The 19,961-nt window shown below is 66.3% G+C and carries 16 protein-coding genes; 12 read left to right on the top strand and 4 right to left on the bottom strand.

Going from position 1 to position 19,961, the window contains the following annotated elements; translation table 11 throughout:
* The 3 genes from ACU18_RS04155 to ACU18_RS04145 all read left to right on the top strand — a co-directional run.
* A partial coding sequence (locus ACU18_RS04155) for a pectinesterase family protein (protein ID WP_050684283.1) occupies positions 1-1,906 on the top strand: 1,906 nt, incomplete at its 5' end.
* A gap of 1 nt (position 1,907) precedes the next feature.
* A complete protein-coding gene (locus ACU18_RS04150) occupies positions 1,908-3,368 on the top strand; it encodes a pectinesterase family protein (RefSeq protein WP_050684272.1) in 1,461 nt (486 codons plus the stop codon).
* 99 nt (positions 3,369-3,467) lie between these two features.
* A complete protein-coding gene (locus ACU18_RS04145) occupies positions 3,468-3,680 on the top strand; it encodes a dodecin (protein ID WP_050684271.1) in 213 nt (70 codons plus the stop codon).
* A gap of 83 nt (positions 3,681-3,763) precedes the next feature.
* On the opposite strand, the gene ACU18_RS04140 is transcribed toward ACU18_RS04145, so the two are convergent.
* Positions 3,764-3,970 (bottom strand): hypothetical protein, encoded by a 207-nt coding sequence (locus tag ACU18_RS04140; RefSeq protein ID WP_050684270.1) that lies wholly within the window; start codon positions 3,968-3,970, stop codon positions 3,764-3,766.
* A 140-nt stretch (positions 3,971-4,110) separates the two neighbouring features.
* Positions 4,111-5,067, bottom strand: a complete 957-nt coding sequence (locus tag ACU18_RS04135; protein ID WP_050684269.1) for a helix-turn-helix transcriptional regulator — start codon at positions 5,065-5,067, stop codon at positions 4,111-4,113.
* A gap of 228 nt (positions 5,068-5,295) precedes the next feature.
* On the opposite strand from ACU18_RS04135, the gene ACU18_RS04130 reads away from it, so the two are divergent.
* From ACU18_RS04130 to ACU18_RS04120, 3 genes are read left to right on the top strand one after another with little or no spacing between them, the layout of a single operon-like run.
* The gene (locus ACU18_RS04130) at positions 5,296-6,117 is read left to right on the top strand and encodes an aldo/keto reductase (RefSeq protein ID WP_050684268.1); all 822 of its coding nucleotides are present in this window, start codon (positions 5,296-5,298) and stop codon (positions 6,115-6,117) included.
* Between the two features lie 26 nt (positions 6,118-6,143).
* On the top strand, positions 6,144-7,115 hold the full coding sequence (locus ACU18_RS04125) for an aldo/keto reductase (RefSeq protein ID WP_050684267.1): 972 nt from the start codon (positions 6,144-6,146) through the stop codon (positions 7,113-7,115).
* The gene (locus ACU18_RS04120; RefSeq protein WP_050684266.1) at positions 7,109-8,155 is read left to right on the top strand and encodes an SDR family oxidoreductase; all 1,047 of its coding nucleotides are present in this window, start codon (positions 7,109-7,111) and stop codon (positions 8,153-8,155) included. The genes ACU18_RS04125 and ACU18_RS04120 overlap by 7 nt, the downstream gene beginning before the upstream one ends.
* A gap of 107 nt (positions 8,156-8,262) precedes the next feature.
* On the opposite strand, the gene ACU18_RS04115 is transcribed toward ACU18_RS04120, so the two are convergent.
* Together ACU18_RS04115 and ACU18_RS04110 are read right to left on the bottom strand one after the other, a co-directional pair.
* Positions 8,263-9,978 carry a glycoside hydrolase family 53 protein gene (locus ACU18_RS04115; protein WP_231685995.1) on the bottom strand — a complete coding sequence of 572 codons (1,716 nt, stop codon included), beginning with the start codon at positions 9,976-9,978 and terminating at the stop codon, positions 8,263-8,265.
* Positions 9,979-10,042: 64 nt separating this feature from the next.
* The gene (locus tag ACU18_RS04110) at positions 10,043-12,082 is read right to left on the bottom strand and encodes a beta-galactosidase (RefSeq protein ID WP_050684265.1); all 2,040 of its coding nucleotides are present in this window, start codon (positions 12,080-12,082) and stop codon (positions 10,043-10,045) included.
* A 194-nt stretch (positions 12,083-12,276) separates the two neighbouring features.
* On the opposite strand from ACU18_RS04110, the gene ACU18_RS04105 reads away from it, so the two are divergent.
* The 6 genes from ACU18_RS04105 to ACU18_RS04080 all read left to right on the top strand — a co-directional run bounded on the left by ACU18_RS04105 (position 12,277) and on the right by ACU18_RS04080 (position 19,943).
* Positions 12,277-13,599 (top strand): ABC transporter substrate-binding protein, encoded by a 1,323-nt coding sequence (locus ACU18_RS04105; RefSeq protein ID WP_050684264.1) that lies wholly within the window; start codon positions 12,277-12,279, stop codon positions 13,597-13,599.
* A gap of 70 nt (positions 13,600-13,669) precedes the next feature.
* On the top strand, positions 13,670-14,644 hold the full coding sequence (locus tag ACU18_RS04100; protein WP_231685994.1) for a carbohydrate ABC transporter permease: 975 nt from the start codon (positions 13,670-13,672) through the stop codon (positions 14,642-14,644).
* Positions 14,645-14,646: 2 nt separating this feature from the next.
* Entirely contained in the window at positions 14,647-15,498 is an 852-nt protein-coding gene (locus tag ACU18_RS04095; protein WP_432245471.1) for a carbohydrate ABC transporter permease, read from the top strand.
* A 19-nt stretch (positions 15,499-15,517) separates the two neighbouring features.
* Positions 15,518-16,534 (top strand): LacI family DNA-binding transcriptional regulator, encoded by a 1,017-nt coding sequence (locus tag ACU18_RS04090; protein ID WP_082178178.1) that lies wholly within the window; start codon positions 15,518-15,520, stop codon positions 16,532-16,534.
* A 102-nt stretch (positions 16,535-16,636) separates the two neighbouring features.
* Entirely contained in the window at positions 16,637-17,233 is a 597-nt protein-coding gene (locus tag ACU18_RS04085) for a DUF1349 domain-containing protein (RefSeq protein WP_050684261.1), read from the top strand.
* A 157-nt stretch (positions 17,234-17,390) separates the two neighbouring features.
* On the top strand, positions 17,391-19,943 hold the full coding sequence (locus tag ACU18_RS04080) for a rhamnogalacturonan lyase (RefSeq protein ID WP_050684260.1): 2,553 nt from the start codon (positions 17,391-17,393) through the stop codon (positions 19,941-19,943).
* Positions 19,944-19,961 lie beyond the last annotated feature (18 nt).

Below are 19,961 nucleotides of genomic sequence, written 5' to 3'. Positions count from 1 at the left end.
GGCGGGGGCACTGGCCCCCGCCGTGACCGCCCAACCACCGGAGGCATCCTGGAAGCAGACGCCGGATGGCTTTGCGTCCCTGCCCGGCTACGGGCTGTCGCGAACAACCGGTGGCCAGGCAGGAAGAATTGTCACCGCCGCCACCCTGGCGCAGCTCCAGGAGTATGCAGCCGCCGTCGAGCCATTGGTTATTTTCGTCAAAGGCTCCATCCGCGCTGAACAATACGTCAAGATCCCCGTGGCTGCCAACAAAAGCTTCATCGGGGTGGGCGCCGGGGCCGAAGTGGTCAATGCCGGCTTTAAGCTCATCAACGTCAGCAATGTCATTTTCCGGAACTTCACTGTCCGTGATTCCTACATCCCCGGCGACTGGGACGGCAAACGGCCCGACAACGACAGGGACGGCATCCAACTCGACACCACCCACCACGTGTGGGTGGACCACATGAAATTCGAACGGATGGGCGACGGCCTGATCGACACCCGCAAGGACTCCGATTTCCTGACGTACTCCTGGAACGTCTTCGCCGACAACAACAAGGCGCTGGGCGTGGGGTGGACGGACAACGCCGTGACCAGGATGACCATCCACCACAACTGGATCCGGAACACCACACAGCGCAACTTCAGCCTGGACAACACCGCCGCGGCCCACGTGTACAACAACTACCTGCAGGACGTCGGCCAGTACGGCATGATGGGCCGCAACAACGCCAAAGTGGTCCTGGAGGCCAATTACTTCACCGCCGTCCAGGACCCCATCGTGGCCAAGGACCCCGGCACCGAGGTGGTCAACCGGGACAACATCTTCGAATCAGTCCGCGGCCGCAAAGACAACGTGGGCGCCGCCTTTGACCCCGCCGCGTCCTACGCCTACCAGGCGGATGACGCAGCCCGCGTCCCGGACACCGTCAGCGCCGGGGCGGGACCGCGGGAGAACAACGCACCCAACACCGCAGACACCATCACGGTGGCCCTGGATGGAACCGGCGACTTCGGCAGCCTGCAGGCGGCGATCGGCTCCATCCCGCACGGCAGCACCAAGCCCCGCACCATTACCGTCAAGCCCGGCGTCTACCGCGAAGTGGTCAACGTCTGGGCCGACCGCCCCAACCTGACCATCCAGGGCGCAACAGCCAACCCGTCCGACGTCGTTATCACCTACGATCTCCCGGCCAGCGGCGCGAAATTCTTCGGCGGCACGTGGGGCGCCGTGGGCAGCGCCACCCTGACCGTCGCAGCCACCGGGACCACAGTGAAGAACCTGACGGTGGAAAACGCCTACGACGAAGCCGCCAACGGCGGGAGCCAGGCGCTGGCGGTGCGGAGCGTTGCCGACAAGGTCACGTTCGAGGGCACCCGCTTCCTGGGCAACCAGGACACGTACCTGGCGGACACCACCGGCCGCGATGCCACCGCCCGGACCTACCTGAAGGACTGCTACGTCGAAGGCGACGTGGACTTCCTCTACGGCCGGGGCACCGCGGTGTTTGACGGCTGCACCATCCATTCCGTGGACCGTGGCAGCAACACCAACAACGGCTACATCGTGGCGCCCAGCACCAAAAACTCAAACCCCTATGGCTTCCTGATCATCAACAGCACCCTGACCTCAGACGCCGCTGCCGGCACCGTCAGCCTGGGCCGGCCGTGGTTCGCCAGCAGTGATCCGGACGCCCACCCCATGGCCGTCATCCGCGATTCCGTCCTCGGTGCGCACATCGCCGAACAGGGCTGGGCCGACATGGGCGGCCATGCCTGGAACGAGGGGCGGTTTGCCGAGTACAACAACACCGGTCCTGGCGCGTTCGTCAACGAATTCCACCCGCAGCTCAGCCCCGACGAGGCCACCAGGTTCACCACGGAAGCCTTCCTCGGCGACTGGACCCCGGCGGGGCGTGGTTGAGATGACTGACATGGCAACAGCGGGCGTTCCCCGCCGCACCGTCCTGACCGCAGCGGGCCTCGCAGCTGGTGCCCTCGCTTCCGGGCTGGCCGGGGGAACCGCAGCCCACGCGGCTCCCCCGGTCCCTTCCGCAGGCAGTTCCAGCGGGTTTTCCGACGCCGGGCTACCGGCCGGAAGCGCCGCCGGGCCGGCCTGGCCGGACGTGCCGGTGGGCTTTGCCGGCATCAATGGGAATGGCGTTGCCACCACCACCGGCGGCGCCGGCGGCAGGGTGGTCCATGCCGCCACTCCGGACCAGCTGCGGGAGTTCGCCGCCAGCCCGGAACCGCTGGTGGTGATCCTGCACGGGGTGCTGGCGTTTGCCGCGTATGAGAAGCTTCCCGTCGCTTCGAACAAATCATTCCTGGGGGCAGGCGCCGGGGCCACCGTGGTGAACGCCGGGTTCCGGCTGATTAACGTGGCCAACGTGATTTTCCGCAATTTCACCGTGCGGGATTCCTACATCCCGGGTGACTTCATCGGCAAACGCCCGGACAACGACCGGGACGGCATCCAGATGGACACCTCCCACCACATCTGGGTGGACCACATGCACTTCGCCCGGCTTGGTGATGGCCTGGTGGACGTCCGGAAGGACTGCGACAACGTCACGCTCTCCTGGAATGTTTTCGCGGACCATAACAAGGCCCTGGGTGAAGGCTGGACCCAGAACGTGGTCACCCGGATCACCCTGCACCACAACTGGTTCCGGAACACCCACCAGCGCAACGCCAGCCTGGACAACACCGCTGCGTCGCACGTTTTCAACAACTACCTCGAGGACATCTCCAGTTACGGCATGCTGGGCCGGAACGGTGCCTTGATCGTGGCGGAGAACAATTATTTCCGGGACGTCCTGAACCCGCTGCACCATCAGGGACCGGGTGGGGGCCTGGTGGCACGGGGCAACATCTTCAAGGACTGCACGGGGAATTCCGGTCAGGAGCGCGGAAACGCTTTTGTGCCGGAGTACTCCTACGGGCTTTGGCCTGCGGCCGCCGTTCCGGCGCTGGTGAAAAGCCAGGCGGGACCGCTGGGCGGAACGGTCAGCCGGCCGGCAGATGTGGTCACGGTTGCTTTGGACGGCACCGGCGATTACGCCAGCATCCGTGCAGCGGTGGGGGCCATCCCCTCCGCACAGCCCCGTCCCGTGACGGTGCTGGTCAGCCCCGGGACCTACCACGAGCCGTCGGTTCTGTGGGCGGACCGGCCGAACATCACGCTTGCCGGCGCCACGGGCCTTGCCGCGGACGTGGTCCTGACCACGAGCGAAGGCGCCACCCTGACGGTGGCAGCGGACGGCGCTACGGTCAGGGACCTCACCGTCACCTCGGACGTCCAGCAGTCCGGGCCGGTGCTGGTGACCGCAGGCCGCCGGGTCCGCTACAGCAACGTGGTGGTGCTCAACGGAACGTCGGGCTAAGGGGAACGTCGGGCTAAGGTCTGGCCAACCCTGCCGGCGCGGCACTAGTCTTCAGGAACGGCCCGCAACCGGGAACAACGATGATCACGAGGAGCGAAGTTGTCCAACCACACGTACAGCATTTCTGAAATTGTCGGCACGTCGGACCAGGGTGTGGATGACGCTGTCCGCAACGGGATCGCGCAGGCTTCCAAAACGCTGCGCAACCTCGACTGGTTCGAGGTGAAGGAGATCCGCGGCCATCTTGAAGAAGGAAAAATCGCGGACTGGCAGGTGACCATCAAGCTCGGTTTCCGGCTGGAAGAGCACTGACGCCCACGTCCGGCGGAAGCTGAAAGGCCGTGGAACCTTTGGTTCCACGGCCTTTTGCATGTTTGAGGGGGTATGTGCCCGGGTCAGCCCAGGCTGCCGGCAGTCCGCCGCCGCCACACCGTGGGGACGCCTTGGAACGCCGGGAAGACGTGTCCTTCAAAGAACGAAAGGACCGTGTGCGGGTCGCGGTCCGGGCTCCACAGGCCGGAGGCCGGGCAGTGGGAACCGGTGGTGGTGGACGAACCGGCCGGGGCTGCGGCGCGTTCCTTCAAAAGGGCGATGCGTTTCATCGTTGAGACCATCCTTGGCGGCGAAATTTTGTGCGTCCCTCCAGCTTATTAAGAGCCGCCCGGCGCCCCAATGGACTGCAGGCCAGAAAAGTGCCGCACCGCTGTCCAATCGCACAGCCGGCGCAACTGACGGTCCGCGGTTACCGATCGGGTGCAGGCGGCGGGGCCTCCGCCGCGGGTCCCCCGCGAGATGGCACTTCGCGGCAGTCGCGCTGCCCGGGATTGCGGTCAACTGCCATCTCGCGCCCAGGTGCGGCAGGTTCCGCGCCGAGGCTCCCCAACAACAACAACGCATCCGACGACGGCGACTCCGGTCGTGCCGAGTACACCCTGAGCGTCTGGTCCGGATCGTCCGGCAGGACCAGGTTTTCGAAGTTCAGTTCCAGCTGTCCCACAGCAGGGTGGTGCAGCCTGACGCTGCCGGCCGAGGGAGTGGCCACATGGTGCCCGGCCCACCACTGCCGGAAGTGCTCGCTGTTCACGGCCAGCTCGCCCACCAGCTGGTTGGCCTGTGGATCGTTGGGGTGCCGGCCCACATCCAGCCGGAGCGCGCCGGCCGCCTCCGCGGCCACGGTCTCCCAGTCCCGGAACAGCGTCCGTGCCGCCGGATCGAGGATCAGCCAGCGCGTCAGGTTCCGTTGGGCTGCCGGCATGGCCGGAAAGTCAGCAAACAGGCTGTTCGCCAAGGGATTTCCCGCCAGGACATCGCCGCGGCGGCCCAGCACCAAGGCCGGCACCTCCCCCACGGCCCCAAGCAGCTGGCGCAGTGCCGGCCGCACGCCCTGGACCCCTGTGCCGCCGGCAGCGGCACTGCCGGCACAGTTCTCCAGTAGATCCAGCATGTGGGCATGCTCGGTGGAATCCAGGCGAAGCGCGCGGGAGACGGCCGCCAGGACGGTACGGGACGGATGGATATTCCTGCCTTGTTCCAGGCGGACGTAATAGTCGGTGCTGACCCCTGCCAGCCGTGCAACTTCCTCCCGGCGCAGGCCAGGGACACGGCGCGCGCCCGCAGTGGGAGCTGCCGCCGCGTCATCCGGGCTCAACCGGGACCGCATGGCTTTGAGGAACAATCCGAATTCGGCGCTTTGACCCATGCCATCCATTCTGCCCCGGCCCGCAAGGGTGTGGACCGCCCGTGGGTAGGACTGGCAGTCCTAGGAAAAACGGAATCACGCTGCTTTGCTGACTTGGCGGCCAAAAGTGCATAGGCTCAGGAGTGAGCCAGCGGAAACCGCTTTCTCGGCGTCAAGCCAACGGCAGCCATTCACCCGGCAGCACGCCCCAGCACCAGCACCAGCACCAGCACCAGCCAAGGAGTACCCATGTCAGAGCTGACACTGAACAACGGCGTCACCATCCCCCAGCTTGGCCTCGGAGTTTTCCAGGTTCCGCCGGAAGACACGCAGCGGATCGTCGAAGACGCCTTTGAAGCCGGATACCGCCACATCGACACCGCCGCCGGCTACCGGAACGAGGCCGGGGTGGGCGCGGCGATCGCCGCCACCGGCATTGACCGCGGGGACATTTTCGTGACCACCAAGCTGCGCAACGGGGAACAGGGCCGGGCCCAGGAGGCCTTCCAGAACAGCCGTAAGGCGCTGGGCCTGGACTTCGTGGACCTGTACCTGATCCACTGGCCGGTCCCGTCACAGGGCCTGTACGTCCAGGCCTGGAAGGAACTGGAGCGGCTGTACGAAAACAAGCAGATCCGCGCCATCGGCGTCTCCAATTTCCTCGCAGAGCACCTGGACACCCTGCTGGAGACCGCAGAGATCGTCCCGGCAGTGAACCAGATCGAGCTGCACCCCAGCTACCAGCAGGCCGCCCTCGCCGCGAAGTGCCGGGACCTTGGCATCGCAGTTGAGGCCTACAGCCCGCTGGGCCAGGGCGGGGACCTGAACGGCAACGCGGTCACGGCAATCGCCGCAGCGCACAACGCCACCACCGCGCAGGTGGTCATCGCCTGGCACCTCGCCGCCGGCACCATCGCCATTCCCAAGTCGGTGGACCCGGGCCGGATCCGGGAAAACTTCGCCGCGACGTCCCTGCAGCTGTCCTCCGACGAGCTGGCAGCCCTCACGGCGCTGGAATCCGGTGCCCGCATCGGTTCCGATCCCGCCGTCGCATCCTTCACGCAGCTCTAACAGCTCCCAACCAAAGGATTCCCGCCATGCAGTACACCCATCTGGGCCGCTCCGGCCTGAAAGTCTCCCGCCTCTGCCTGGGGACAATGAACTTCGGCCCGCAGACCGAAGAAGCCGACGCGCACGCCATCATGGACTCTGCGAAGTCGCAGGGCATCAACTTCTTCGACACCGCCAACGTCTACGGCGGCGAAGGCCACCGCGGCTGGACCGAGGAAATCATTGGCCGCTGGTTCGCCAAGGGAGAGGGCCGCCGCGAGCAGACAGTCCTGGCCACCAAGCTCTACGGCACCATGACGGACCGGCCCAACGAGTCCAAACTTTCCGCACTGAACATCCGCCGGGCCCTCGATGCCAGCCTCAAGCGCCTGCAGACGGACTACATCGACGTCTACCAGTTCCACCATATCGACCGGAACACCCCTTGGGACGAGATCTGGCAGGCCATCGAGGTGGCCGTCCAACAGGGCAAGATCCTCTATTCGGGCAGCAGCAACTTCGCCGGCTGGCACCTCGCGCAGGCGCAGGAAGCCGCCCGGCGCAGGAACTACACCGGACTGGTGAGCGAGCAGTCCATCTACAACCTGTTCCGCCGCGAGGTGGAGCTCGAGGTCATTCCAGCAGCCCAGCAGTACGGGCTGGGCCTGATCCCCTGGTCGCCCCTGCAGGGTGGCCTGCTGGGCGGGGTTCTGAAAAAGCAGGAGCAGGGCATCCGCCGGGCAGAAGGCCGGGCCCTGGAAACCCTGAAGAAGCACCAGGACCAGATCCGGCAGTACGAGGATTTCGCCGATGAGCTGGGCCACGAACCCGGCGACGTTGCCCTGGCCTGGCTGCTCCACCAGCCCGCGGTCACGGCACCCATCGTGGGACCCCGGACCCAGGACCAGCTCGACGCCGGCATCCGGGCCTTGGACGTCACGCTCGACGCCGATGCCCTCAAGCGCCTCGACGACATTTTCCCGGGGCACAAGACGGCGCCGGAGGACTACGCATGGTGAGTCCACTCGCGCCGGAAGCAGCCACCGTTGCGCCCCGGAGCATCCTCCTTGTGGGCGGCACCGGGGTTATCAGCGCGGCGGCCACCGAGCGCGCGGCGGCGCTGGGTCACCGGGTCACCGTCCTCAACCGCGGACAGTCCGCAGCGCGGCCGGTGCCGGACGGCGTTGAGGTACTGCACGCGGACATCCGCAACCGGGCTTCGGTCCGGGAAGCGCTTGGCACCCGCGGGTTCGACGCCGTCGCGGACTTCATCTCGTACACCCCGGACCAGGCGGCCGCGGCCGTGGACCTGTTCGCCGGCAGGACCGGCCAGTATGTATTCATCAGCTCGGCCTCGGCCTACCAGAAGCCGCCTACCCGGCTGCCCATCCTGGAGTCCACCCCGTTGAAGAACCCGTTCTGGCAGTACTCCCGGGACAAGATCGCCTGTGAGGAAGTACTTTTCGCTGCGTACCGCGAGCGCGACTTCCCGGTGACAGTGGTGCGGCCCTCGCACACCTACGACCGCACCAAGATCGCCATGGTGGGCGGCTGGACGGATGTCCACCGGATGCGCGCCGGACTCCCCGTCATGGTCCACGGCGACGGCACCTCCCTGTGGACGCTCACGCACAGCAAGGATTTTGCCAAGGCCTTTGTGGGCCTGCTGGGCCGGCCACAGGCAGTGGGTGAGAGCTACACCATCACCTCGGACGAATACCTGCCGTGGAACCAGATCTACCGGTTGTTCGCGCGCGCTGCCGGGGTGGCCGAGCCGGAGCTGGTCCATGTGGCTTCGGAAACCATCGCCGCCGCCAGCCCGGAGCTGGGACCCAACCTGCTGGGCGACAGGTCCCATTCGGTGGTGTTCGACAACACCAAGATCAAGGCACTGGTGCCGGACTACACGGCCACCATCCCGTTCGCCGACGGCGCCCGGGAAATCGTGGCGTGGTTCGACGCCAACCCGGCCTCGCAGGTCCTGAACCAGGACTATATGGACCTCACCGATCGGCTGACAACCTGGGCCCGCAGCGGGCAGCGACCAGCCGGGGGTTAATGCCCATGCCCGGTGTGCAACGGAAGCACTTCATGGGCGCCCGACGGCGGCAGGCAGCTGCCGCCGTCGGGCGTTCCGGAGGCCGGCGAAACCCCAGCCTGGTTGACCTACCGGAGCGGGCCGGTGCCACCGGCGTCGGGTCCGAATTCCGCCAGTGCCGGCAGCGCCTTGCCGGCGTAGTCGAAGACAGCCTGGTTTTCCCACGCGTTGCCGGAAGTGGGATCGGCGGGATCCCAGCCGTTGCCCGGGACGGATGTCCAGGCCGGTTCCCAGTACACGGCGCCCAGCCCACGGCCACCCGGCGCTGAGGCCACCACATCCTGCACGGCCCGGAAATTGGCGGCCTGGCCGGCAGGTGTGGCCGGGTATCCCTTGACCAGCTGCGACGCCTTGGCCACCACGTTTTCCCACGGAGCGTTCGGGTTGTCCTCAAGCGTGAACGGGTACGAGGTTTCCACCACCAGGACGTCCTTGTTGTACCGCCCGGACAGGGTGCTAACTGCTTCCTGCAGATCGGCAAGGGTGCCGTGCCAGAACCCGTAGTAGGACAGACCCACAATATCGAAGGCAACCCCGCGAGCGGTCACTTCGTCGAACCACCAGGTCAGGCCACCAATGCCGTTATTGATATTGGTCAGGTGCAGCACAGTTTTGGTACCGGGGCTGACCTCGGTGACGGCGCGGGTACCGGCCTTGAGGAACATCGCCAGGTTGTCCCACTGCGCGCCCGTCACGTTATCGTTGGCGTCCACATCCCAGGTTTGACCGTGCGGCCACAGCATCCCTGGGTTGATCTCGTTGCCGATCTGCGCGGCGTACGGTGTGACCCCGGCTGCCCTGATGGCTTCCATCACGTCTTTTGTATGCGCGTATAGCGCAGCCGCCATGTCCGTGGCGGGCAAGTCCGTCCACGCCGCGGGCGTGCCTTGCGCCCCCGGGTCGGTCCATCGGTCCGAGTAGTGGAAATCCACCAGGACCCGTACGCCCTGCGCCTGGGCCCGTTTGGCCATGGCCGCCACCTGCTGCTTGCGGTTGTATCCGTCGGCAGGGTCAACCCAGACCTTGAGCCGGACCAGGTTGGTGCCTGCATCGGCGAAGGCCCGCACCGGGTCCACCCGCTGGCCGGCGGCCGTGAAATAGGCCGCCCCGTGGTCCTCGTTCTTGGGCACCCCGGACAGATCGGCCCCGCGGATGGTCCGCTCCACCTTGCCCTCTGTGAAGCTCACATTGTCGATGCTGGCCCAGGCGCCCGCCCCTGTGGTGCTGACGGAAACAGTGCACTTGCCGGCCACGTTGGCGCTGACCGCAATGCTCAGCCACTGGTCATCCGTCTCCGTAGAAGGCAGCACGGTGGCGCCGCCGGTCCCGCAGCCCGTAAGGACCAGGCTGGACGAGTTCACGGGCCCACCGGACTTAATGGCTGCACGGAACGTCCACCAGCCCTTCTTGAGCCCGGTAATGGTCTGGGATGTAGTGACCGTTTCCGCCGACTCCAGCCACTGCGTCAGCCTGTTGGCTGAATCCGCGCCGCCCGCTTCCACCTTGGCGGCGCCCGCGGCTCCTGCCGTGGTCCAGCCGGACAGGCCGGATTCAAAACCAGGGTTGGCCACGGCGGCCGGGCCGCGGCCGGTGTTGCTGCCTGGGTTGTTGCCGCGGCCCGGGTTGTTGCCTTGGTTGCTGCCTGGGCCCGGGCTCCCGCCGGGGCCGGCAATTGCCGGCGCTGCCCCCAGCAGCACGCCGGCCAGTGCCAGGGCCGTGATGGCGGCCAACGTCCGGCCGGGTGGCCGTTTACGGGTACTGCCGATGCTGCGGGGGTGTTTCACGGGGCGTCCTCCTTGACGTGGAAACCGGCCGGGACCTGTTGGTCCCGGCCGGTGGTCTGTGGTGCTAGCTGGTTCCTTCGGGGGCCCGGATCACGCGGACGGTGCCGGCAGGCACGTGGGCGGTACCGCTGACCTGTTCCCCGGAGAACATGTCCAGACCGGCTGCCGGATAGTCGGCGTCGTTCTCCGCATGGTTGATCAAGAACGTGAAGCGGTCCTCCCCGTTGCTGCGGGCCATCACCTCAAGCCCTGCCGGGTGCGTGGGCGCGGCAGGCACGCCGGCCCCGGTCACCGCGGCCATCACGACGGCGGCCAGGTCGCCGCCGTCGAGGTTGGTGGAGACGTACCAGGCGGTGCCGGCACCGAAGCTGTTGCGGGTGATGGCCGGGCCGGCGGCGGCCGGGCCGTCCTGGTACCGTGCCACCACGCTGGCCGTGGTGGGGTGGATTTCCTCGGACCAGATGGTGCCCGTGCCCATGCCGTTGCTCAGCTCAACGGCCTGGTGTTCGCGCAGCGGCAGGAATTCGTGGATTTCCAGGCCCAGGAGGTCGCGGAGGGGCCCCGGGGAAGCTCCGGGCGGGACAGTGTCGGTGGCGTCCACGATGCCGGAGAAGTAGGACACCATGAGGTGCCCACCGCCGGAAACGTAGCGGCCCAGGTTGGCCGCAGAAGCATCGCCCACCAGGTACAGAGCCGGCGCCAGGACCAGGTCGTAGCCGGAAAGGTCGGCTTCCGGGTGCGCGAAGTCCACGGCCACGCCCCGGTTCCAGAGCACCGAGTAATAGGCCTCGATCCGTTCCCGGTGGTCCAGTTCGCTGCTGGGCCGCCATTCGAGGTCCTGGGCCCAGAAGGATTCCACATCCCACAGGATGGCCACCCGGGCGTTGACGGTGGAACCCTTGACGGGGCTGAGCTTGCGCAGGTCATCCCCGAGGTCCAGGACTTCGCGCCAGATCCGGGAACCGGTGCCGGCGTGCGGCAGCATGGCGGAGTGGAACTTTTCGGCCCCGTAGCGGGAGGCCCGGAACTGGAAGAACATAACGGCGTCCGCGCCGCGGGCCACGTGGGAAAGGCTGTTGCGGGCCAGTTCACCAGGGCGCTTGGCGATGTTGCGGCCCTGCCAGTTCACGGCGCTGGTGGAGTGTTCCATCAGCATCCACGGCTTATTGCCCGCCAGTGACCGGGTGAGGTCGGCGTCCATGGCCAGCAGGATGTGGTTGTCGGTGCGCTGCGCCACCAGGTAATGGTCGTTGGCAACAATGTCCACTTCCTTGCTCCAGGCCCAGTAGTCCGGGGAGAGGCAGTTGGTGGCCATGAAGTTGGTGGTGACAGGAGTGTTGGGGGCGTGACGGCGGATGATGTCGCGCTCGGCGGTGAAGCACTCCAGCATGGCGTTCGAGGTGAACCGGGCGAAGTCCAGCCGCTGGCCCTGGTTGCTGACGCTGGCCGAGAGCCGGGGGGCGTCGATTTCGTCCCAGGCACCGTACTTCTGGCCCCAGAACAGAGTGCCCCAGGCGCTGTTCAGCGCGTCGAGGGTGCCGTAACGGGCCTCCAGCCAGGTGCGGAAGGCGGCCACGGAGGCGTCGTCGTACGAATCGCTGACGGGGGCGCCGTATTCGTTGTGCACGTGCCACAGGACCACGCCTGGGTGGGACCCGTAGCGCCGGGCCAGCTGTTCGGTGATGTTGGCGGCGGCCCGGCGGTAGTCCGGGGAGCTGGGGCTGGCCATCCCGCGGGAGCCGTTGCCCAGGGTGATTCCGTCGCGGGTGACGGGATGGGCCTGCGGGTACTTTTTCCAGAACCAGGCCGGCGGAGCGGCCGTGGGGGTGCCCAGGTCGATGCTGATGCCGGCATCGGTCAGCAGGTCCACCAGGTGGTCCAGCCACTCAAAATCGTATTCGCCTTCACGCGGTTCCAGCAGTACCCAGGAGAAGATCCCCACGCTGACCAGGTTGATCCCGGCTTCCTGCATCAGGGCGATGTCCTCGACCCACACCTCGCGGGGCCATTGCTCGGGGTTGTAGTCCCCGCCATAGCAAAGGCCTGCGGGGCGCTGGACCCACGGCGCCGGTGCGGGGGCGGGGGCCTGCAGGACGTCTGTCATCGAGTGATCTCCTTAGAACTGTGTGCGCTCCCAGTAGTATCACAGGCTATTTGACTGTGGCTAGAGGACAGTTCTTATTGACATTGGTCACATTGATGTGGATTACTGGAACCGCTCACAGTCATACGGCTTCGGTTGGATGAGCGGTGAAAATCAGCCAGAGACACATTCAGCTTTTCGACAAGGAGGACGGAATGCGCAGGTCATTTCGTGCAGGCGCCGTGGCAATGATTGCCGCCGCAGCACTGCTCACTGCAGGTTGTTCCACAGGATCAGGCACCGGCTCGGCGGAGCAGAACACCGACCCCAACCAGAAGGTCGAACTGACCTACTGGGCCTGGGCCCCCAACCTGGACAAGGTGGTGGACCTCTGGAACGAGAAAAACCCCAACATCCACGTCACCGTCAACAAGCAGGACGGCGGCGACCCGGCCATCACCAAGCTGCTGACCGCCGTCAACGCCGGCTCCGGCGCGCCGGACCTGATCCAGGCCGAATACCAGAAGATCCCCACCCTGGTGGCCGCCGATGCGCTGGTTGACCTCGCTGACACCGAGGCCAAAGAGACCAAGGACAACTTCCCCGAAGGCGTGTGGAACTCAGTGACCCTGGGCGGCGAGGCCCTCTACGCCGTCCCCCAGGACACCGGCCCCATGGCGTTCTACTACCGCGCCGACATCTTTGAAGGCCTCGGCCTGGCCGTACCCACCACCTGGGATGAATACGCCGCGGCAGCCAAAACCATCCACGACGCAGATCCCGAAGCCTACCTGGGGACGTTCTCCTCCAACGACGCCGGCTGGTTCACCGGCATGGCCCAGCAGGCCGGCGCATCCTGGTGGGGCATCGACGGTGACGCCTGGAGCGTCAAGATCGCCGAAGAGCCCACCGAAAAAGTCGCCGGCTACTGGGGCGGCCTCGTGGAGCAGGGCACCATCGACAACAAGCCCATGTACACCCCCGAGTGGAACGCCGCACTGAACAGCGGCAAGCAGGTGGGCTGGCTGAGCGCGGCTTGGGCCCCGGGCGTACTCGCCGGCAACGCCGGCGCCACGGCCGGCAAGTGGAAAGTGGCCCCCATGCCGCAGTGGGATGCCGCGAAGCCGGCCACCGGCAACTGGGGCGGCTCTTCCACCGCCGTCACCACCCAATCCAAGAACGTGGCCGCAGCCGCGAAGTTCGCCACGTGGCTGAACACCTCCCCCGAAGCCGTTGACGCCCTGGTCAAGGTGTCCAACATCTACCCGGCGGACACCGAAGGGGCCAAGACGGCGCTGACCGCTGCTCCGGAGTTCTTCAGCAACCAGCCTGACTTCTACGACGTGATCGGCAAGGCCGCCCAGAACGTGGGCTCCTTCAACTACGGCCCCAATGTGAATGTCGCTTTCAACGCCTACAACGACCAGTTCGCCAAGGCCGCGCAGGCCAAATCCCGGAGCGCCTTCCTCGAGGCCGTGGACAGCATGCAGCAGGTCACCGTCGAGGACCTGAAGAAGACCGGCTTCACGGTCAAGTAACCCCACCGGCCGGGAGGACGCAGCAGCGTCCTCCCGGCTTACTGGCCCCAACAACCCAAGGAAGTGCACCATGGCGGCAACAGCGACCATGCCAGGCAGTGCGGAAAAAACCGCGGCCCCCGGGCGGCCCCGGAAGGCGAAGAACTTCAAACAGCGGGTCCTGACCCCCTACGCGATGCTGGCACCGGGCATTGTCCTGTTCCTGCTGTTCATGGCAGCACCCATCATCTACACGCTGGTCCTGAGCTTCCAGCAGAAAAAGGTCAGCGGCCTGGGCCTCGGCAAGGGCGCGCAGAGCACCGTGTTTGCCGGGTTCGACAACTACGTCCGGTCCCTGACGGACCCCGAGTTCGGGGCCAGCGTGCTGCGCGTGCTGACCTACGGGGCCATCCTGATCCCGCTGATGCTCGGCTTCGCCCTGCTTTTCGCGCTGCTCCTGGATTCCCGGCGGACCCGGGCCGGCAGCTTCTCGCGGACCGCCATCTTCCTGCCGTACGCCGTCCCGGCCGTGATCAGCTCGCTCCTGTGGGGCTTCCTGTACCTGCCCGGCGTCAGCCCCTTCCACTTCGTGGCAGACAAACTGGGCATCGCGCTGCCGTCACTGCTGAACCCGGACCTGATCATCTTCGCCATCGCCAACATTGCCCTGTGGGGCGGCGTGGGCTTCAACATGATCGTTATGTACACGTCCCTGAAGGCAGTGCCGCAGGAGATCTACGAGGCCGCCAAGCTGGACGGTGCGTCGGAGATCCAGACCGCGCTGCGCATCAAGATCCCCATCATTGCTCCGTCCGTGGTGATGACGGCGCTGTTCTCCATGATTGCCACGCTGCAGGTCTTCGCCGAACCCACCACGCTCCGGCCGCTGGCCAACAGCCTCTCCACCAGCTGGTCCCCGCTGATGCTGGTGTACCGCGACGCCTTCACCCGCAATGACGTGTACTCCGCCGCCGCCACCAGCATCGTCATAGCCCTTGCCACCTTTGCCATATCCTTCCTCTTCCTGCGTGTAGTGCAGAAGCGGGCCTTCGGACAGGAGAACTGACCGTGTCCACCCCCACGGAAATCCGCGAGAAGCCGAGTTACCTTTCCACCGGCATCCTGATCATCGGCGCGCTCTACTGCCTCTTCCCCGTGATCTGGGTGGTGGCCGCCGCCACCAAGGGCAGCGACGAACTGTTCTCCACCTTCACGTTCACCCCCAGCGTGCACCTCTGGAGCAACATCGTGGAGCTGACCGCCTACCGCGACGGCGTATTCTGGCGCTGGATGCTCAACACGGCCCTCTACGCCGGTGTGGGCGCCCTCCTCTCCACCTGGGTTTCGGCGCTGTCCGGCTACGTTCTGGCCAAATACGATTTCCCCGGAAAGAACGGTGTTTTCAAGGTCCTGCTGATGGGCGTCCTGGTGCCCGGCGTGATCCTCGCGATCCCGCAGTACCTCATGCTGGCCCAGCTGGGACTGACCAACACCTACTGGTCCGTCCTGCTGCCGCAGATCATCAGCCCCTACGGCATCTACCTGGCTCGGATCTACGCCGCCGCCTCGGTGCCCGGTGACGTGATCGAGGCAGCCAGGACCGAAGGCGCCAAGGAGATGTACATCTTCAACCGGATCGCCCTGCCCATGATGCTGCCCGGCCTGGTGACCATCTTCCTCTTCCAGTTCGTGGCCATCTGGAACAACTTCATGCTGCCGTACATCATGCTGGGCGACGACACCCTGTTCCCGCTGACGGTGGGCCTGAACGGGCTGCTGAACCAGGGCGCCACTGCCCCGGCGCTCTACACCCTGGTGCTGGCCGGTGCATTGCTGTCCATCATTCCGCTGGTGATCATGTTCCTGTTCCTGCAGCGCTACTGGCGCGTTGACCTCGCTGCTGGCGCCGTGAAGGCCTAGGGCTGGATAGGCTCTGACAATGAACCAACCGCAGGGCCGGCCCAGGCCCAAGATCGACGACGTCGCCAGGGAAGCCGGAGTGTCCCGCGGGACGGTCTCGCGGGTACTCAACGGCGGGCACTGGGTCAGCCCGCCGGCCCTGGCCGCCGTCAACGCCGCCATCAAAAAAACCGGGTACCGGGTTAACCCGCATGCCCGGAACCTGGCCACCAACAAGGCCAACTCGGTGGCGTTCCTGCTGACCGAAACGCATGACAGGCTGTTCGAGGATCCCAATTTTGCCGTCCTGATGCGCGGCGCCGCGGATGCCCTGGCCGAACATGACATCCCGCTGGTCCTGATCATGGCCGGCACGGACGACGAACAGCGCCGGGCCACCGACTTCCTTACCGCGGGCCATGTGGATGGGGTCCTGCTGGTGTCCTCACACGGCAGCAGGAAAGGCATCATCGCGGATATCATCGCCGCCGGCGTCCCCGCCATTGCCTGCGGCGTTCCCCTGGGGTTCGAAAAGAAGATGGGCTACGTGGCGGCCGACGACTACGAAGGAGCGCTTGACCTCCTCCGGTACCTGCGCGACGGCGGCCGGCAGCGGATTGCCACCATCACCGGGCCGCAGGACACCTCCGGCGGCATCCGGCGCCTGGAGGCCTACCGCGCCCACCAGGGGGAACACTTTGATGCCGCCCTGGTGGCGAACGGCGACTACAGCCGCGAAAGCGGCTCCAGGGCAATGCGGGAACTCCTGGCACGGGTGCCGGACGTGGACGCCGTTTTTGCCGCAAACGACCTGATGGCGCTGGGCGCCCTGGACGTACTGCACGACGCCGGCCGGCGCACGCCCGAGGACGTGGCAGTGGTGGGGTTTGACGACATCGCCGCCGCGGCGGGCGCCACTCCCCCACTCACCACGGTCCGTCAGCCCTTCGAACGGATCAGCGGGGAAATGGTCCGGCTGCTCCTGGACGTGATTGCCGGCAAAAACCACGCCGCCATCACCATTCCCACCGAAATGGTGGTCCGGGAGTCCGCCTAGGTTCGAGGTCTCCGCAACACCTGGTACCAACCGCCGGGAGATCCTCAGCTTTTTCCAGTGCGTCCTGACGCCTTCGCTGCGCACCAAAAAGGAGTTGCCACAATGACTGATATTGCCTGGACCGAGGGGACCTGGACAACCAAACCGGCCCGCGTGGAGTTTGCCGGGGACGGCATGCGGGTGACCGCCGCCGAGAAAAGTGATGCGTGGCGCATCACTTCCTATGGATTCATCCACAACACCGAACACGCCCTCCTTGCGCCTTTTGAGCAGGAGACGGCCGTGGAGGTCTCCTTTTATCTCGATTTTTCCGCCCAGTTTGACCAGGCCGGGATCTTTGTCCGTGTCAATGAGGCAACGTGGATCAAGGCCGGTATCGAGTGGAGCGATGGTGAGGAGAGCCTCGGCGCGGTTGTGACGCGGGGAGCATCGGACTGGTCGCTGTCTCCGGTGCCTGGCTGGGAAGGCCGGCACGTCACTGTCCGGGCCAGCAGGTCCGGCGATGCTCTGACTGTCAGGGCCCGGGTGGACGACGAGCCGTGGCGCCTGGTGCGGGTGGCACCGCTTGAGACGGATGCTGTCGTCACCGCGGGCCCGTTCTGCTGTGCCCCTTCGCGCGATGACCTCACCGTGCATTTCACGTCCTGGCGAACGGCTGCCGTGGACGTCAGCCTGCACCCCGAAGCGGGAGCGCAGTAGGAAACCCTCCGACGTCATGTGTCGCCTGGGACCCCGGGCTTCTACAACGTTTTACATACCTCATCGGAGGACCTGCGGCAAGGGTTGCATTGTGCCCGCAGGCCCCTTAGGTTACTGGGGAAGCGTTTTCCCATTTCCGGATTGAAAGGATTCACTGATGAATCCGATAAGGACACCCGCGCGCCTCCTCTCCGTCGGCGCACTCGGCGCCGCACTGACCCTTGGCTGCCTGGCAGCCCCGGCGTCCGCCGTCGGGCCCTCCACCGCAACGGGAAATCCCGGCATCCAACTGGACCAGCTGGACCGCGGCCTGGTGGCCGCGGGCACCTCCGAAGGTGTGTTCCTGAGCTGGCGGCTCCTGGGCCCCGAAGCCACGGGCTCGTCAGAAACCGGCCTGACCGGCGCCGACTTCAACGTCTACCGGGATGGCACCAGGCTCGCCACCGTCACGGACAGCACCAACTACCTCGACCCCAGCGGAACCTCCGGTGCGGCCTATACGGTGCGGGCCGTCGTCGGCGGCGTGGAAGTGGACGCCAGCGCCCCCGCCACCGCTTGGAACAGCAATTTCGTCGACATTCCCCTGAAAAAGCCGGCCGACGGCGTCACCCCCGCGGGGCAGGCCTACACCTACTCGGCAAATGACGCCTCGGTGGGCGACGTGGACGGCGACGGGCAGTACGAATTCATCGTCAAATGGGACCCGAACAACTCAAAGGACGTCTCCCAGGTGGGCTACACCGGGAACACCTACGTGGACACCTACAAGGCGGACGGCACCCTCCTGCACCGGATCGACCTGGGCGTGAACATCCGCTCCGGCGCCCATTACACCCAGCTGCTGGTCAACGACTTCGACGGCGACGGCCGCGCCGAACTTATGATAAAAACAGCTCCCGGCACCAAAAGCACCAACTTCAACGCGGACGGCAGCGTGGCCGCGGAATCCTTCATCACCCTGCTGGCCGGGGACCTGGCCGCCGGCCACACCAACGCTGACGACTACCGCATGAGCGCGGCCGACTACTACCGGCACATGGTGGCCACGTTCCAGGGCTGGACCGCTCATCCCGAGGTCAAGTCCGGCCGCTGGCCCGCCACCCTGGAGGAAGCCTTCGGGATCCCGGCGCGGTACCAGTACCCGCTCTCGGAAGCCGACGCCGCGTCGCTGACCAACTACTTCATGGACGTCTACGCACCGGCCCGCAGCGCCCGGAACAACCTCCGCGCCTTCGAGGGCTTCATCGTTTCGGGCCCCGAGTACCTCACAGTGTTCGAAGGTGCCACGGGCAAGGAACTCAAAACGGTTGCCTACGAGCCGGGACGGCACGACGACGGCCTGATGTGGGGCGATTACGCCATGGCCCGCATTGAGCCGGGCAACCGCGTGGACAGGTTCCTGGCCGGCGTCGCCTACCTGGACGGCAAAAAGCCAGCTGCCGTGTTTGCCCGCGGCTACTACACGCGCACCACTGTTGCCGCGTATACGTGGGACGGCCGGAACCTGGCCCCCGTCTGGGACGTCGGCTCGGGCTGGACACCCATGACCAACCCGTTCAACGATTCCCCGCACGGCCGCGACGGCACCGACCCTGTGTACGGCAAACTCACCACACAGGGGTTCCACTCACTCAGCGCCGCTGATGTGGACGGCGACGGCCGGCAGGAGATTGTCTACGGTTCCGCCACGCTCGACGACGACGGGTCGCTGCTGTACAGCTCGTCCGGCATCCTGCCGCCCGGCAGCGCCGCCCCCGGCCAGGAGGCCCGGCTGGGACACGGCGACGCCATGCACGTGGCCGACATCGATCCTGCCCGGCCCGGCAAGGAGATCTTCACCGTCCACGAAGGCGCCACCTACGCCCCCTTCGGCTACGCCATGCGCGACGCCGCCACGGGGCAGGTCCTGTTCGGGGACTACTCGGGCAAGGACACCGGCCGCGGCATGATCGGAGACGTGGACCCGTCGGTTCCGGGCATCGAAAACTGGGCCATCGGAATGCAGTCGGCCGCCGGCGAAAAAATCTCCGCCACCACGCCGGGGACCAACATGAGCATCCGCTGGGCCGCGGACATGACCACCCAGCTGATCAACGGCTCGGGTGACCAGACCCCCACGATTGATGACTGGAAGCGGGGCCGGCTGCTCACCGCCACGGACACGCGCACCAACAACGGCACCAAGGGCACCCCCAGCCTGGTGGCGGACGTGGTGGGCGACTGGCGAGAGGAAATGCTGGTCCGGACCGCAGACAGCTCCGCCCTGCGGATGTACATGAGCACCGAGGTCACCAACCACAAGCTGTACACCCTGATGCACGACCCGCAGTACCGCGCAGAGGTGGCGCGGCAAAACACCACCTACAACCAGCCGTCCTACACGGACTTCTACCTGGCCTCGGACATGGACTTTGCCGGCGTTCCCCTGCGGGCCGCCTGGCTGCCCGGCAGCGTGAAGGCCCTGCAGCATGTCCTGGAAGACCTGGTGGAATCGGGCGACGTCGGCGGGCCGGTAGCCAGCCAGCTTACCGCCACCGTCCAGCAGGCCGGCCGCTCCGTTGCCGACGGCGACCCCGCCAAGGCCGCCAAGACACTGCAGCGGTTCGTTAAGTTCCTGGCCCAGCAGAAGGGGCCGGACCAGGTGTCCCCTGCCGCCCGGGTGGCGCTGCAGTACAACGCCGACAACATCCTCCGGGCCTTCCGGGACTGACGGGACCCGGGAGAGACT

This window comes from Arthrobacter sp. ZBG10 (assembly GCF_001238605.1).
Lineage (GTDB): Bacteria > Actinomycetota > Actinomycetes > Actinomycetales > Micrococcaceae > Arthrobacter.
Note: the sequence above shows the minus strand (reverse complement) of the source record. Positions and strands in the feature narration are given on the sequence as shown.

Coding starts and splice junctions, on each gene's coding strand:
- ACU18_RS04130 (WP_050684268.1), top strand. CDS start 5,296: ATGTCAGAGCTGACACTGAACAACGGCGTCACCATCCCCCAGCTTGGC.
- ACU18_RS04100 (WP_231685994.1), top strand. CDS start 13,670: ATGGCGGCAACAGCGACCATGCCAGGCAGTGCGGAAAAAACCGCGGCC.
- ACU18_RS04080 (WP_050684260.1), top strand. CDS start 17,391: ATGAATCCGATAAGGACACCCGCGCGCCTCCTCTCCGTCGGCGCACTC.
- ACU18_RS04150 (WP_050684272.1), top strand. CDS start 1,908: ATGACTGACATGGCAACAGCGGGCGTTCCCCGCCGCACCGTCCTGACC.
- ACU18_RS04125 (WP_050684267.1), top strand. CDS start 6,144: ATGCAGTACACCCATCTGGGCCGCTCCGGCCTGAAAGTCTCCCGCCTC.
- ACU18_RS04120 (WP_050684266.1), top strand. CDS start 7,109: ATGGTGAGTCCACTCGCGCCGGAAGCAGCCACCGTTGCGCCCCGGAGC.
- ACU18_RS04140 (WP_050684270.1), bottom strand. CDS start 3,970: ATGAAACGCATCGCCCTTTTGAAGGAACGCGCCGCAGCCCCGGCCGGT.
- ACU18_RS04085 (WP_050684261.1), top strand. CDS start 16,637: ATGACTGATATTGCCTGGACCGAGGGGACCTGGACAACCAAACCGGCC.
- ACU18_RS04110 (WP_050684265.1), bottom strand. CDS start 12,082: ATGACAGACGTCCTGCAGGCCCCCGCCCCCGCACCGGCGCCGTGGGTC.
- ACU18_RS04135 (WP_050684269.1), bottom strand. CDS start 5,067: ATGGGTCAAAGCGCCGAATTCGGATTGTTCCTCAAAGCCATGCGGTCC.
- ACU18_RS04090 (WP_082178178.1), top strand. CDS start 15,518: ATGAACCAACCGCAGGGCCGGCCCAGGCCCAAGATCGACGACGTCGCC.
- ACU18_RS04105 (WP_050684264.1), top strand. CDS start 12,277: ATGCGCAGGTCATTTCGTGCAGGCGCCGTGGCAATGATTGCCGCCGCA.